The organism is Pantoea sp. C2G6, from assembly GCF_051336815.1.
Lineage (GTDB): Bacteria > Pseudomonadota > Gammaproteobacteria > Enterobacterales > Enterobacteriaceae > Pantoea.
Window position 1 is genome coordinate 301,831 of record NZ_JBGMNJ010000001.1, and the last position, 13,391, is coordinate 315,221.

Genomic DNA, 13,391 nt, shown 5'->3' on the forward strand with positions numbered 1-13,391 from the left:
AATTCTCTATTTTGCCGATTCTTTTCAGGATGCGCCGTCAATTATGAATTTGTTGAAATCGCTGGCAGCGGTCAGTTCGATGACCCTGTTTTCCCGCGTACTGGGCTTTGCCCGTGACGCCATCGTGGCGCGGGTGTTTGGTGCCGGAATGGCGACCGATGCGTTCTTTGTCGCCTTTAAACTTCCCAATCTGCTGCGGCGTATTTTTGCCGAAGGCGCGTTCTCTCAGGCCTTTGTGCCGATCCTGGCTGAATATAAAAGTAAGCAAGGCGAAGAGGCGACGCGGCTGTTCCTCGCCTATGTCTCCGGTCTGCTGACGCTGGCGCTGGCGCTGGTCACGGTGGCGGGCATGATCGCCGCGCCCTGGGTTATCATGGTCACCGCGCCTGGCTTTGCCGACAGCGCCGACAAGTTCGCGCTGACCAGTTCGCTGCTGCGGGTCACTTTCCCCTATATCATGCTGATTTCGCTGGCGTCGCTGGCGGGCGCGGTGCTCAACACCTGGAACCGCTTTTCGGTGCCGGCGTTCGCGCCGACCCTGCTCAACGTCAGCATGATCGGTTTCGCGCTGTTTGCCGCGCCGCACTTTCACCCGCCGGTTATGGCGCTGGCCTGGGCGGTGGTGGCGGGTGGCGTGCTGCAACTCGGCTATCAGCTGCCGCACCTGAAGAAGCTCGGTATGCTGGTGCTGCCGCGCCTCAATCTGCGAGACGCGGGCGTCTGGCGGGTGATGCGTCAGATGGGTCCGGCGATCCTTGGCGTCTCGGTCAGCCAGATTTCACTGATTATCAACACCATTTTCGCCTCCTTCCTGGTGTCAGGATCGGTTTCCTGGATGTACTACGCTGACCGCCTGATGGAGTTCCCGTCCGGGGTGCTGGGCGTGGCGCTGGGCACCATTCTGTTGCCGTCGCTGGCAAAAAGTTTCGCCAGCGGCAACCATGATGAGTATTCACGGCTGATGGACTGGGGGCTGCGCCTCTGCTTTCTGCTGGCGCTGCCCAGCGCCGTGGCGCTGGGCATGCTCTCCGGCCCGCTGACCGTAGCGCTGTTCCAGTATGGTAAATTCACCGCCTTTGATGCGGCGATGACCCAGCGTGCGCTGGTCGCCTACTCTGTTGGCTTGATGGGGCTGATTGTGGTCAAGGTGCTGGCACCGGGCTTCTATTCGCGTCAGGACATTAAAACCCCGGTGAAAATCGCCATCATCACGCTGATCATGACGCAGGTGATGAACCTGGCGTTTATTGGCCCGCTGAAGCATGCCGGTCTCTCTCTGTCGATCGGGCTGGCGGCCTGTCTCAATGCCGCGCTGCTCTACTGGCAGCTGCGTAAAAGAAAGATCTTTATCCCGCAGCCGGGCTGGGCCGGTTTTCTGATCCGCCTGCTGATCGCGGTGGTGATAATGGCTGCCGCGCTGTTTGCCATGCTGCACTGGATGCCGGACTGGCAGCAGGGTTCAATGCTGTGGCGTCTGCTGCGTCTGGCGGCGGTCTGCGCGGTGGGTGGCGGGGCCTATTTCCTGGCGCTGGGCCTGCTGGGATTCCGGCTGCGCGACTATGCGCGGCGCACCCTGGTATAACGCAGAGCGCAGCGTCACTGAAAAGCAAAAATCCCGCACCAGGCGGGATTTTTTTTACGCATTTCGCCGGTTCAGGCTTTGCGGCTTAAGGTTGTCTGGCCTTTACCCCGGCCATCGGGGCCATAGAACGCCTGGGTCTGATGTGGCCGCAACACCTCAAGCGCCTGCTCGGTATAGCGCAACTGATGTTGCAGCAACAGGCCATTGTGCACATTCGCATCCTGCAAACGGCGGGTGTGCTGCTGGATCGTCTCCCAGCGGCGCGCCATCTCATTCTGACCACGATAGGGTGCGGCGGTCGCCTGACTCTGCTCGGCGGCACGACGCATCTCATCCAGATAATTCAGCGTACTGAGCAGGGCACCTTTATCTTCGGTGATGCGCTGCAACAGATTACTGTCAATGTTGCCGGTTGAAAGCTGCTGCTGCTCTTCGTCCAGCACGGCGGCCAGCGATGCCAGCACGTCCTGCATCTTATCCAATGTGGTCTGCAAGTTGCTCATGGGGACTAATTACCCTCTAAATAGGCCTTGGTGTCGGCAATCAGCGCATCGGCGATCTTGCCGGTATCCATTTTCAGTTCGCCATTACGGATGGCGGTTTTCAGTTGTTCAACGCGCTGGACGTTAATGTCCTGGCTGCTCGGCTGCATCAGCTGCGCCTGTGCGCTGCTCAGGCTGACCTGAGCCGCTGCGGGCGCGGTCGCCGCCGGGCTGTTACTCTGACGCACTTTGCTGCTGCCGGGCTCGCTGGTGTCGCGGCTCTGTACGGTGCTGGCGGGTTTCAGCGGTTGCGTTCTGTCGATGCTCATAGTCGGGCTCCTGTACGGTCAGGGGAGAAGTCTGCCACCTGAATCAGAATAGCGTAATTGCTTAGTTGATTCTTCTATCGGCAGAACCACAGTCTTCTTTAACACTTTACAGCGTTATAAGAATATTCCCATCATCACGTACCCGACCGCTGACGATCTGGCCATTTCCCATCCGAACCCGCACCCACTGCGCGCGGGTGGCGTTGTTCAGCGCTTTGCCTTCGCCGCTGGCGTCGAAGCCGTCGCCGCTGGCGATCACCATCACGCTCTGACCCGCTTTTACCCGCCACGGCTGACGCAGCATCGACGGGTTAATCGGCTGGCCAGGCTGAATGTCACGCAGCACCACCGCATCCGCCACCGCGTCGGCGCTCAGCAGCGAACGGGCGGGCAGGGTATCGAGGCGGCCGGTTTGCAGGCTGAAGTCACTCTCGCTGACGCTGCTGCCCCGGCTCAGTAACCGGTTCGCCACCAGATAGGCACCAGTCACCTGGACCTGCACCTGAAGATAGCGACGATTCTCGCCGCAGTTGGCGGCCACGCTCATATTGCCCCACAGCCGGCTGTTGCCGGGCAGGGTGAACTGCGGCGCGTCACAGACTGGCCACTGCGCCTGCGGCGTGCGGATGACCACGGTCATGCCGTCGGCATGCTGAGCGTCACGCGCTTTAAAAAATTGATTCAGTTGTGCACTGAGATCCCCGGCAGAAACCGGCAGGGCGATCAGGACCAGCAGGCTGGCCAGCAGGGTTGTCGTTCCACGCATGGTGCTTTTCCTCACTGATGATGGCAACGAGTGTACCCCTTAAGAAAAATCCTCAATTGTCAAAATAGCGGTCATTTGAGTCGCTATTCAGACGATGACCTCTTGCTTTTTCAAATTAAGCTGCCCACTCGAAATTCTCATTCGCGGAGGAAACATGCTCGACAAACTGGATGCGGCGCTGAAATTTGGTACAGAGGCCCTGAACCTGCGTGCGCAACGTCAGGAGATCCTGGCGTCAAATATTGCCAACGCCGATACCCCGGGTTATCAGGCTCGGGATATTGACTTTGCCAGCGAGCTGAGTCGGGTGATGTCCAACGGTCGCGCGGAGGGCAGCAGTATGGCGTTGAAAGTGACGTCACCTCGCCACATTGAAGCGCAGGCAAATACGGCACCGTCGATGGATATGCTCTATCGCATTCCCGATCAGCCCGCTGCCGATGGCAACACCGTCGATATGGACCGTGAACGTACCCAGTTCGCGGATAACAGCCTGAAATATCAAACCGACCTCACCCTCATCAGCAGCCAGATCAAAGGCATGATGAGCGTGTTACAAGGGCAATAATTATGGCCTTGCTGAATATTTTTGACATTGCCGGCTCAGCGATGACCGCGCAATCACAGCGATTAAACGTCAGTGCCAGTAACCTGGCCAACGCCGACAGCGTCACCGGTCCCGATGGACAGCCCTATGTGGCGAAGCAGGTGGTGTTTCAGACCGATGCAGCGCCAGGCGCGGCGACCGGCGGCGTAAAAGTGGCAAAAGTGGTGGACGATCCGACCCCGGCGAAGCTGGTCTATGACCCCGGCAATCCGATGGCGGACGCCAAAGGCTACGTGAAGATGCCTAACGTGGATGTGGTTTCAGAAACCGTCAACACCATGTCCGCGTCGCGCAGCTACCAGGCGAACGTCGAAGTGCTCAACACCGTGAAGTCGATGATGATGAAAACCCTGACGATCGGGCAATAACGGAGAAAATTATGGCTATCGCGGTAGGCGTTAACGAAAAGCTGGACCCCACGGTCCTCAGCTCATCCAGCACCAGCGGCACCGGCAACAGTGCGCAGGATCTGCAAAACCAGTTCCTGACCATGCTGGTGACGCAGTTACAGAACCAGGACCCGACCAATCCGATGGATAACAGCCAGCTCACCACGCAGCTGGCGCAGATCAATACCCTGAGCGGTATTGAAAAACTGAATACCACGCTGGGATCGATCTCCGGCCAGATCAGCACCAGCCAGTCGCTGCAAAGCTCCACCCTGATTGGGCATGGCGTGATGGTGAATGGCGGACAGATTCTGGTGGGCAACGGCACCACCACGCCGTTTGGCGTTGAGCTGACCTCAGCCTCCACCGCCTCGTCCGCCACCATTAAAGATGCCAATGGCACGGTGATCGATACCGTCGATCTCGGCGCACTGAGCGCGGGCGTGCACACCTTCTCGTGGGACGGCAAGCTGAGCGATGGCTCGGTCGCCCCGGATGGCAAATACAGCGTTGCGATTGCCGCGAGCAATGGCAGCACCCAACTGGTGGCACAACCGCTGAACTACGCCTACGTCAATGGGGTGAGTACCGCGAACGACACCACAAAACTGGATCTCGGCACCATGGGCTCCGCCACCCTTGACGACGTACGTCAGATTCTCTGATTAACCTGTAGACAGGAAACACACACATGTCATTTTCTCAAGCGGTCAGCGGCCTTGGTGCTGCTTCAAGTAACCTGGATGTTATCGGCAACAACATCGCCAACTCCGCCACTGCGGGCTTCAAATCCAGCACCATCGCCTTCGCCGATATGTTCGCCGGTTCCAACGTCGGCCTCGGCACCAAAGTGGCGGCGGTGATCCAGAACTTTAACGATGGCGCCACCACCACCACCAGCCGTGGCCTGGACGTTGCGCTGAGCGGTAACGGTTTCTTCCGTATGACCGACAGCAGCGGCGGCGTCTTCTATTCGCGTAACGGTCAGTTAACCCTGGATGCCAACCGTAACCTGGTCAATACCCAGGGTCTGAACGTGACCGGCTATCCGGCCAGCGGTTCACCGGCCACCATTCAGGCGGGTGCCAACCCGGTGGCGCTGCGTATTCCTACCGAGCAGATGTCAGCCCGCGCGACCACTACCGCGGGTCTGGTTGCCAACCTGAACTCAACGGATACCACGCCATCCGTCACCACCTTCTCGACCGCGAACGCCGACAGCTACAACAAGAAAACCACCGCGACCGTGTTCGACTCGCAGGGTAACGACCACGCGCTCGACATGTACTTCGTGAAAGACACCGCCAGCAACAGCTGGACCGTCCATACCATTGATGGCACCACCGGCACCTCAGCAGGTGACTTCAGAATGGCGTTTGACACCAGCGGCAAGCTGACCGGCGTCTCTAAGCTCGATGCGAACGGCGCCGTGGTCAGCACCACCACCGATGGCACCGTTGGCCTGACCCTGAACGTCGGCGGAGCCAACGGCGCGGTAGCCAATCAGCCCATCACCCTGAGCATGCTCGGCAGCCTGCAACAGAACACCGGCAGCACCACCTTTGGCAGCCCGACGCAGGATGGCTATGCCCCTGGCGATCTGACCAGCTACGCCATCAACGATGACGGCACCATCACCGGTACCTACTCCAACCAGAAAACCCAGCTGCTGGGTCAGATTGTGCTGGCGAGCTTCTCTAACCCGGAAGGTTTGCAGTCACAGGGCGATAACGTCTGGTCCGCCTCCAGCGCATCAGGTCAGGCAGCGGTCGGCCTGGCGAACACCGGGACTTTTGGTTCACTGACCGCGGGCGCACTGGAGTCCTCGAACGTCGATATGAGTAAAGAGCTGGTGAACATGATTGTGGCGCAGCGTAACTATCAGGCGAACGCGCAGACCATCAAAACTCAGGACCAGATTCTCAACACGCTGGTTAACTTACGTTAATTCGCTAACAGGATTGCCTTATGGATCACGCGATATATACCGCGATGGGCGCGGCCAGCCAGACGCTGGATCAGCAGGCGGTCACCGCCAGCAACCTCGCCAACGCCTCAACGCCAGGCTTTCGTGCCCAGCTGAACGCGCTGCGCGCGGTGCCGGTGAGTGGCTGGTCGCTGCCGACCCGTACGCTGGTCACCGCCTCAACCCCTGGCGCCGACATGAGTCAGGGCGCGATGGATTACACCGAGCGTCCGCTCGATGTGGCGGTGCAGCAGGATGGCTGGCTGGCGGTACGCACCGCTGACGGCAGTGAAGCCTATACCCGCAACGGCAACATGCAGATTAGCCCGACCGGTACGCTGACGATTCAGGGCAATCCGGTGATGGGCGATGGCGGTCCGATTGTGATCCCGCAGGGAACCGAAATCACCATCGCGGCCGACGGTTCGATCACCGGGCTGAACGCCGGTGATTCACCGAACGCCACGGTTCAGCTGGGTAAGCTGAAGCTGGTCAGGGCAACCGGGCAGGAGCTGCAACGCAGCGACGACGGCATGTTCCGTCCGACCGCCGCGACCCAGACCGCCCGCGGTGCCGCCTTGCAGGCTGACCCCACCATGCAGGTGATGCCTGGCGTGCTGGAAGGCAGCAACGTGAAACCGGTTGAAACCATGGTCGACATGATCGCCAACGCCCGACGTTTTGAGATGCAGATGAAAGTGATCACCAACGTCGACGAAAATGAACAAAAAGCCAATCAGCTGCTGAACATGAGCAGCTAAGGCGCGAGGATAACAACATGATTCGTTCTTTATGGATCGCTAAGACCGGTCTTGATGCGCAGCAGATGAACATGGACGTCATCGCCAACAACCTGGCCAACGTCAGCACCAACGGCTTTAAGCGTTCGCGTGCGGTGTTCGAGGATCTGATGTATCAGACGATGCGTCAGCCTGGCACCCAGTCGTCAGAGCAGAACACGCTGCCATCGGGCTTGCAGATTGGTACCGGTGTTCGCCCGGTCACCACCGAACGTCTGCACACCCAGGGCAACCTGTCGCAGACCAGCAACTCGAAAGATATTGCGATTAACGGTCAGGGCTATTTCCAGATTCAGATGCCGGATGGCACCTCTGCCTATACCCGTGACGGCGCGTTTCAGGTCGATCAGAACGGTCAGCTGGTGACCAACTCCGGCTTCCCGGTGCAGCCTGGCATTACCATTCCGGCCAACGCGACCAGCATCACCGTGTCGCGTGACGGTGTGGTGAGCGTGACGCAGCAGGGGCAGACCCAGGCGGCGCAGGTGGGTCAGTTGACCCTGAGCACCTTTATGAACGATGCCGGTCTCGATAGCGTCGGGGAAAACCTCTACAAAGAGACCCAGGCGTCAGGCGCGCCGACAGACAGTACCCCGGGTCAGAACGGTGCCGGTCTGCTCTATCAGGGGTATACCGAAACCTCCAACGTTAACGTGGCGGAAGAGCTGGTCACCATGATTCAGACGCAGCGCGCTTACGAAATCAACAGCAAGGCGATCAGTACCTCTGATCAGATGCTGGCGAAATTAACACAGATTTAATCGCGAACCGGGCCAGCCGCCGCTGGCCTGAAGCACAGATATTGATAAGGTCGTGACGCCGTGGCGAAGCAACATATTCTCAAGCCTGGACATTGGTTAGTCGCCTCATTGCTGCTAACTCTCAACGGTTGTGCTCTGGTACCGCGGACCCCGCTGGTCGAAGGCGCAACCACGGCGCAGCCGCTGCCATCGGCGCCACCGGTGGTCAACGGCTCTATTTTCCAGGGCGTCGCGCCGCTTAACTACGGCTATCAGCCGCTGTTTGAAGATCGCCGTCCACGCAACATTGGCGATACGCTGACCATTACCTTGCAGGAAAACGTCAGCGCCAGCAAAAGCTCCTCAGCCAACGCCAGCCGCGATGGCAGCAACAGCTTTGGTCTGAGCGCGGTACCTACCGGCCTGGCCGGACTGGTCGGGGCTGGCGGCGAAAAAGCCAATCTCAGCGCGGAAGGCAAAAACGATTTCGCTGGCAAAGGAGGCGCTTCCGCCAACAACACCTTTACCGGCACCATTACCGTCACCGTGGATCAGGTGTTGTCAAACGGCAACCTGCACGTGGTCGGTGAAAAACAGATCGCCATTAATCAGGGCACGGAGTTCATTCGCTTCTCGGGCGTGGTCAACCCACGCACCATCAGCGCCAGCAACGCCGTGTTATCTACCGCTGTCGCCGATGCACGTATTGAGTATGTCGGAAATGGCTATATCAATGAGGCGCAGACCATGGGCTGGTTACAGCGTTTCTTCCTGAACATCTCGCCGATGTAAGAGGCTGCAATGAAAAAGTTAACGCTGTTACGCGCCGGACTGGCGCTGCTGCTGGGTGTCAGCCTGCTGGCCAAAGCCGATTTGATCCGTGATTTAACCACCATCCAGGGGGTTCGTGAGAACCAGCTGCTGGGCTATGGCCTGGTGGTGGGGCTGGATGGCACCGGTGACCAGACCACGCAGACGCCGTTTACCACGCAGACGGTGAATAACATGCTGTCACAGCTCGGCATCACCGTGCCGACCGGCACCAACATGCAGCTGAAGAACGTGGCGGCGGTGATGGTTACGGCGAAGCTGCCCGCCTTTGCCCGTCAGGGTCAGACGCTGGATGTGGTGGTCTCTTCGCTGGGTAACGCCAAAAGTCTGCGCGGCGGCACCCTGTTAATGACGCCGATGAAAGGGGTCGATAACCAGGTCTATGCGCTGGCGCAGGGTAACATCCTGGTCGGCGGCGCGGGTGCGTCAGCGGGCGGCAGCAGTGTGCAGGTCAACCAGCTGAACGGCGGCCGTATCACCGGCGGGGCGACGGTGGAACGTGAACTGCAAAGTAACTTTGGTTCACAGAACACCATCAACCTGCAACTGAACAATGAAGATTTCTCGATGGCGCAGCGGATCGCTGATGCGATCAACGCCCGTGGCGGCTATGGCTCGGCGCAGCCGCTGGATGCCCGTACCGTGCAGATCCGCGTCTCACCGAACAATGGCGCGCAGGTGCGTCTGCTGGCCGACATTCAGAACATCAACGTCTCGATTCCGGTTGAAGATGCCAAAGTGATCATCAACTCCCGTACCGGCTCGGTGGTGATGAACCGTGAAGTGACGCTGAATCAGTGTGCTGTGGCGCAGGGCAACCTGTCGGTCACGGTCAATCAGCAGCAGAATGTCAGTCAGCCTGATACCCCGCTGGCCGGTGGTCAGACTGTGGCGACCACCCAGACCCAGATCGATCTGCGTCAGAGTGGCGGGGCGCTGCAACGGGTCAATGCCAGCGCCAACCTGAACAACGTGGTGCGTGCGCTGAATGCGCTGGGCGCGTCACCTATCGAGCTGATGTCGATTCTGCAATCGATGCAGAGCGCCGGTTGCCTGCGCGCCAAACTGGAAATTATCTGATGAACGATACGCAATCTGTAATGAGTGCGGCTTATGACAGCCGCTCCCTGAATGAACTGAAGCACCAGGCCAGCAGCGATCCGAAAGGTAAAGCGTTGCAGGTGGCGCGTCAGGTGGAAGGGATGTTTGTACAGATGATGCTGAAGAGTATGCGTGAGGCGCTGCCGCAGGATGGCGTGCTGAGCAACGAACAGACCAAACTCTTCACCTCGATGTATGACCAGCAGATTGCGCAGGAGATGGGAAAACGGGGGCTGGGCCTGGCTGAGACTATCGTTAAGCAGATGCAGCCAGCCACTCCACCGGATGAGAAGGCGGGGACGGTGCCGATGAAGCTGGATAACAGCTTTATCCTCAGCACCAGCGGTGCCGCTCCGCTGCCGGCGCAGCAGCTGGAGCAGATGGTGCGTAAGGCGATGCCGCGTCTGCCGGTCTCTTCCCCCACCGGTCTGCCCAGCGACAGCCGCGAGTTTATCGCCCAGCTGACGCAACCGGCGCAGGCCGCCAGCCAGCAGAGTGGCATCCCTCACCACCTGATTCTGGCGCAGGCGGCGCTGGAGTCGGGCTGGGGCCAGCGTCAGATCCTGACCCGTGACGGCAAGCCGAGCTATAACGTCTTCGGTATCAAAGCCAGCGGCGACTGGAAAGGTGACACCACCGATATTATGACCACCGAATATGAGCAGGGCGAAGCGAAGAAAGTGCGCGCCAGCTTCCGTGTCTATAACTCCTACTTCGAAGCGCTGACCGACTACGTCAAACTGCTGACCAAAAATCCACGCTATGCGGCGGTCACCAACGCCGCCAGCGCCGAGCAGGGCGCGCAGGCGTTGCAGGCAGCGGGCTACGCCACCGATCCAAAATATGCGCAGAAGCTGGTGGGAATGATTCAGCAATTCAAAAGCATGGGTGACAAAGTTGTGAAAGCCTACAGTCAGGATTTAGGCGACCTGTTCTGAGCATTACGCCTCAAGTTTCACTTAGGCGCGCCGATAACATCACTATAAGCCAGATGCGTTTACGCCTGCTGGCGCCCATTTTTACCTCTGCCAGCCCGGTTGACGGGGAACGTAAGGAACCGCGATGTCCAGCATAATTAACTCCGCGATGAGCGGATTGAGTGCCGCACAGGCTGCCCTGAGCACCACCAGTAACAACATTACCAACTACACCGTGGCGGGCTATTCACGTCAGACCACGATTCTGGCCCAGGCGAATAGCACCCTTCAGGGCAACAGCTATTACGGCAACGGGGTGAATATCACCGGCGTCCAGCGTGAATATGATGCGTTTATCGCCACCCAGCTGCGCGGTTCCAGCGCTAACTACAGCGCGGTAAACACCCAGTACAACCAGATTTCCAATATTGACGATCTGCTCTCGACCTCGACCACCAGCCTCTCAACTTCGATTCAGGGCTTCTTCACCAACCTGCAAAACGTGGTCAGCAACGCCAACGATCCTTCGGCGCGTCAGTCGATGCTCAGCAATGCCCAGGGTCTGGTCAGCCAGTTCCAGACCACGGCGCAATACCTGACCGGGATGCAGAACAGCGTCAATGCCGATATTGGTTCCAGCATCAAGCAGGTCAACACCTTCACTAATCAGATTGCGGACCTCAACAAGCAGATCGCCAAACTGACCACCGGCACCGGTACGGCTCCCAACGATCTGCTGGATAAGCGCGATCAGCTGGTTAATGACCTGAATAATGTGGTTGGCGTCACCGTGTCACAGCAGGATGGCGGCTACACCGTCTCCATGGCCAACGGCCTGACGCTGGTGAACGGCAACAAGTCCAATGAGTTGGTGGCGATGACCTCCAGCAGCGATCCGACCCGCACCACTATCGGCTATGTCGATAAGCAGGCGGGCAATGTCGAGATCCCGGAAAAACTGATCACCACCGGTTCGCTGGGCGGACTGCTGGCGTTTCGTAGTCAGGATCTGGATCTGGCTCAGAACCAGCTGGGACAGTTAGCAGCGGCGTTTACCACCAGCTTTAACGATGTCCACAAGCAGGGCTTTGACAGCCAGGGCAATCAGGGCGTCGATTTCTTTAACATCGGCAGCCCGACGGTTATCAGCAACAGCAAAAACAGCACAGCCGCTTCCGTTACCGCCGAGTGGACTGACAGCAGCGCGCTGAAAGCGACCAACTACACCCTGAGCTATGACGGCAGTAACTGGAGCGCGACCCGCGCGGCTGACGGCACCGCTGTCACCCTGACCCAGGCCGCCGATAGCAATGGCAACACCACCCTGAGCTTTGACGGCCTGAAGCTGACCGTCGCCGCCACGCCTGCGCCAGCGGCCAATGACAGTTTCCTGGTGAAGCCGGTCCAGAACGTCATCAATGATATGTCAGTGGCGATCACCAGTGAATCTCAGGTGGCCGCCGCCGGTGCGGTTGGTGGTGAGAGTGATAACCGCAATGCTCAGAAACTGCTGAACTTACAGGACGCGAAGCTGGTCGGCGGTAACGCCACGCTGTCACAGGCCTATGCCAGCATCGCCAGTACCGTGGGTAACAAAACCAGTTCGCTGGAAACCACCAGCACCACACAGAAAAGCGTGGTCAGTCAGCTGACCGAACGCCAGCAATCGGTCTCGGGCGTCAACCTCGATGAGGAGTACGCCAACCTGACCAAGTATCAGCAATATTACATGGCCAATGCGCAGGTGCTGCAAACTGCCAGCACCGTGTTCAATGCATTGATCAATATTCGCTAAGGGCAGGAGATAACATGCGAATCAGTACAAATATGATTTTTGACCAGCAGGTGCGCGGCATTACCGACTCGCAAGCCTCCTGGCTGAAAGTGGGTGAGCAGCTCTCCAGCGGCCGCCGTGTCACCAATCCTTCGGACGATCCCATCGCGGCGTCGCGCGCCGTGGTGCTCTCCCAGACCCAGGCGCAGGGCACACAGTACGCCCTGGCGCGGACTTTTGCCAACCAGGGATTGTCGCTGGAAGAGAATGCGCTGAAAGGCGTTACCAGCAGTATTCAGGATGCGCAAACGCTGATTGTTAACGGTTCAACCGGCACCCTGAGCGACGATGACCGCGGCTCGATTGCTATCCAGCTGGAGGGGATCCGTGCGCAGCTGCTGAACCAGGCGAACAGCCAGGACGCCAACGGCCGCTACATTTTTGCCGGCTATAAAACCGACAGCGCGCCTTTTGTCGATGATGCCAGCACTGGCGTCAGCTACGCGGGCGGCACCGACGCGATTACGCAGAAGGTCGACACCAGCCGGACGATGACCGTGGGGCATACCGGTGACGACATCTTTATGTCGATCACCAGCAACGCCACCAAAGAGCCGGATGGCAGCGCCAGCGAAACCAGCCTGTTTAAGATGCTGGATAGCGCGATTGCGGCGCTGAAAGTGCCACAGGATGATGCTGACGCCGCAACCAAAGCGACGTTTCAGGCAGCGATGGATAAAACCAACCGCGGCCTCGGCAATGCGCTGAATAATGTCTTAACCGTGCGCTCTGAGATTGGTACACAGCTGTCTGAGCTTGATACGCTGGACGCGCAGGGTGACGATCGTAAGTTGATCTACAGCTCGCAGATGAGCGATCTGGTGGATGTGGACTACACCGAAGCGGCTTCCAGCTATACCATGCAGCAGACGGCGCTCCAGGCTTCCTATAAGACCTTTACCGACATGTCCAAGATGTCGCTGTTCCAGATGAATTCTTAAGTTTGACGTGAATTTGGGCGTACTTTAACCGGATACGCTTAGTTTTTCCCACCCGGCTTAATCAGCAGGGTGGGATTTTTTTTGCCTGTGATCTGGCAGGGCTGGC

The 13,391-nt window shown here is 58.7% G+C and carries 15 protein-coding genes; 12 read left to right on the forward strand and 3 right to left on the reverse strand.

The genetic code is table 11. The annotated features are described in order from the left end of the window. Positions 1-43 precede the first annotated feature (43 nt). A complete protein-coding gene (murJ, locus tag ACCW71_RS01425) occupies positions 44-1,582 on the forward strand; it encodes a murein biosynthesis integral membrane protein MurJ (protein WP_436369125.1) in 1,539 nt (512 codons plus the stop codon). A 71-nt stretch (positions 1,583-1,653) separates the two neighbouring features. Here murJ and flgN read toward each other — a convergent pair whose 3' ends face one another. The 3 genes from flgN to flgA all read right to left on the reverse strand — a co-directional run bounded on the left by flgN (position 1,654) and on the right by flgA (position 3,159). Next, the gene (gene flgN / locus ACCW71_RS01430) at positions 1,654-2,085 is read right to left on the reverse strand and encodes a flagellar export chaperone FlgN (protein WP_436369127.1); all 432 of its coding nucleotides are present in this window, start codon (positions 2,083-2,085) and stop codon (positions 1,654-1,656) included. Positions 2,086-2,090: 5 nt separating this feature from the next. Continuing rightward, on the reverse strand, positions 2,091-2,393 hold the full coding sequence (flgM, locus tag ACCW71_RS01435) for a flagellar biosynthesis anti-sigma factor FlgM (protein WP_436369129.1): 303 nt from the start codon (positions 2,391-2,393) through the stop codon (positions 2,091-2,093). A gap of 106 nt (positions 2,394-2,499) precedes the next feature. Then, complete coding sequence (gene flgA, locus ACCW71_RS01440) at positions 2,500-3,159, reverse strand: flagellar basal body P-ring formation chaperone FlgA (RefSeq protein ID WP_436369131.1); 660 nt, start codon at positions 3,157-3,159, stop codon at positions 2,500-2,502. A 154-nt stretch (positions 3,160-3,313) separates the two neighbouring features. On the opposite strand from flgA, the gene flgB reads away from it, so the two are divergent. The 11 genes from flgB to flgL all read left to right on the forward strand — a co-directional run bounded on the left by flgB (position 3,314) and on the right by flgL (position 13,285). Next, entirely contained in the window at positions 3,314-3,727 is a 414-nt protein-coding gene (gene flgB, locus ACCW71_RS01445) for a flagellar basal body rod protein FlgB (RefSeq protein ID WP_436369133.1), read from the forward strand. A gap of 2 nt (positions 3,728-3,729) precedes the next feature. Further along, the gene (gene flgC / locus ACCW71_RS01450; RefSeq protein ID WP_031376557.1) at positions 3,730-4,134 is read left to right on the forward strand and encodes a flagellar basal body rod protein FlgC; all 405 of its coding nucleotides are present in this window, start codon (positions 3,730-3,732) and stop codon (positions 4,132-4,134) included. Between the two features lie 11 nt (positions 4,135-4,145). After that, a complete protein-coding gene (gene flgD, locus ACCW71_RS01455; RefSeq protein WP_436369135.1) occupies positions 4,146-4,820 on the forward strand; it encodes a flagellar hook assembly protein FlgD in 675 nt (224 codons plus the stop codon). 26 nt (positions 4,821-4,846) lie between these two features. After that, a complete protein-coding gene (gene flgE, locus ACCW71_RS01460) occupies positions 4,847-6,103 on the forward strand; it encodes a flagellar hook protein FlgE (RefSeq protein ID WP_436369137.1) in 1,257 nt (418 codons plus the stop codon). Positions 6,104-6,123: 20 nt separating this feature from the next. Then, a complete protein-coding gene (locus ACCW71_RS01465) occupies positions 6,124-6,882 on the forward strand; it encodes a flagellar basal body rod protein FlgF (RefSeq protein WP_436369139.1) in 759 nt (252 codons plus the stop codon). A gap of 17 nt (positions 6,883-6,899) precedes the next feature. Next, entirely contained in the window at positions 6,900-7,682 is a 783-nt protein-coding gene (flgG, locus tag ACCW71_RS01470) for a flagellar basal-body rod protein FlgG (RefSeq protein ID WP_436369141.1), read from the forward strand. Between the two features lie 60 nt (positions 7,683-7,742). Beyond that, positions 7,743-8,453: a flagellar basal body L-ring protein FlgH gene (locus ACCW71_RS01475; RefSeq protein WP_436369142.1), complete on the forward strand. Its 711-nt coding sequence runs from the start codon at positions 7,743-7,745 to the stop codon at positions 8,451-8,453. Positions 8,454-8,462: 9 nt separating this feature from the next. Then, complete coding sequence (locus ACCW71_RS01480) at positions 8,463-9,572, forward strand: flagellar basal body P-ring protein FlgI (protein ID WP_436369143.1); 1,110 nt, start codon at positions 8,463-8,465, stop codon at positions 9,570-9,572. Continuing rightward, on the forward strand, positions 9,572-10,531 hold the full coding sequence (gene flgJ / locus ACCW71_RS01485; protein WP_436369145.1) for a flagellar assembly peptidoglycan hydrolase FlgJ: 960 nt from the start codon (positions 9,572-9,574) through the stop codon (positions 10,529-10,531). Before ACCW71_RS01480 ends, flgJ begins: the two co-directional genes overlap by 1 nt. Before the next feature lie 124 nt (positions 10,532-10,655). Next, complete coding sequence (gene flgK / locus ACCW71_RS01490) at positions 10,656-12,305, forward strand: flagellar hook-associated protein FlgK (protein WP_436369147.1); 1,650 nt, start codon at positions 10,656-10,658, stop codon at positions 12,303-12,305. 14 nt (positions 12,306-12,319) lie between these two features. Beyond that, the gene (gene flgL, locus ACCW71_RS01495) at positions 12,320-13,285 is read left to right on the forward strand and encodes a flagellar hook-associated protein FlgL (protein ID WP_436369149.1); all 966 of its coding nucleotides are present in this window, start codon (positions 12,320-12,322) and stop codon (positions 13,283-13,285) included. Positions 13,286-13,391 lie beyond the last annotated feature (106 nt).

Bases quoted from the DNA above. Each gene is read 5' to 3' on its own strand.
- murJ (WP_436369125.1), top strand. From the start codon at position 44: ATGAATTTGTTGAAATCGCTGGCAGCGGTCAGTTCGATGACCCTGTTT.
- flgN (WP_436369127.1), bottom strand. From the start codon at position 2,085: ATGAGCAACTTGCAGACCACATTGGATAAGATGCAGGACGTGCTGGCA.
- flgC (WP_031376557.1), top strand. From the start codon at position 3,730: ATGGCCTTGCTGAATATTTTTGACATTGCCGGCTCAGCGATGACCGCG.
- flgB (WP_436369133.1), top strand. From the start codon at position 3,314: ATGCTCGACAAACTGGATGCGGCGCTGAAATTTGGTACAGAGGCCCTG.
- flgM (WP_436369129.1), bottom strand. From the start codon at position 2,393: ATGAGCATCGACAGAACGCAACCGCTGAAACCCGCCAGCACCGTACAG.
- flgL (WP_436369149.1), top strand. From the start codon at position 12,320: ATGCGAATCAGTACAAATATGATTTTTGACCAGCAGGTGCGCGGCATT.
- ACCW71_RS01480 (WP_436369143.1), top strand. From the start codon at position 8,463: ATGAAAAAGTTAACGCTGTTACGCGCCGGACTGGCGCTGCTGCTGGGT.
- flgG (WP_436369141.1), top strand. From the start codon at position 6,900: ATGATTCGTTCTTTATGGATCGCTAAGACCGGTCTTGATGCGCAGCAG.
- flgE (WP_436369137.1), top strand. From the start codon at position 4,847: ATGTCATTTTCTCAAGCGGTCAGCGGCCTTGGTGCTGCTTCAAGTAAC.
- flgK (WP_436369147.1), top strand. From the start codon at position 10,656: ATGTCCAGCATAATTAACTCCGCGATGAGCGGATTGAGTGCCGCACAG.
- flgJ (WP_436369145.1), top strand. From the start codon at position 9,572: ATGAACGATACGCAATCTGTAATGAGTGCGGCTTATGACAGCCGCTCC.
- ACCW71_RS01465 (WP_436369139.1), top strand. From the start codon at position 6,124: ATGGATCACGCGATATATACCGCGATGGGCGCGGCCAGCCAGACGCTG.
- flgD (WP_436369135.1), top strand. From the start codon at position 4,146: ATGGCTATCGCGGTAGGCGTTAACGAAAAGCTGGACCCCACGGTCCTC.
- flgA (WP_436369131.1), bottom strand. From the start codon at position 3,159: ATGCGTGGAACGACAACCCTGCTGGCCAGCCTGCTGGTCCTGATCGCC.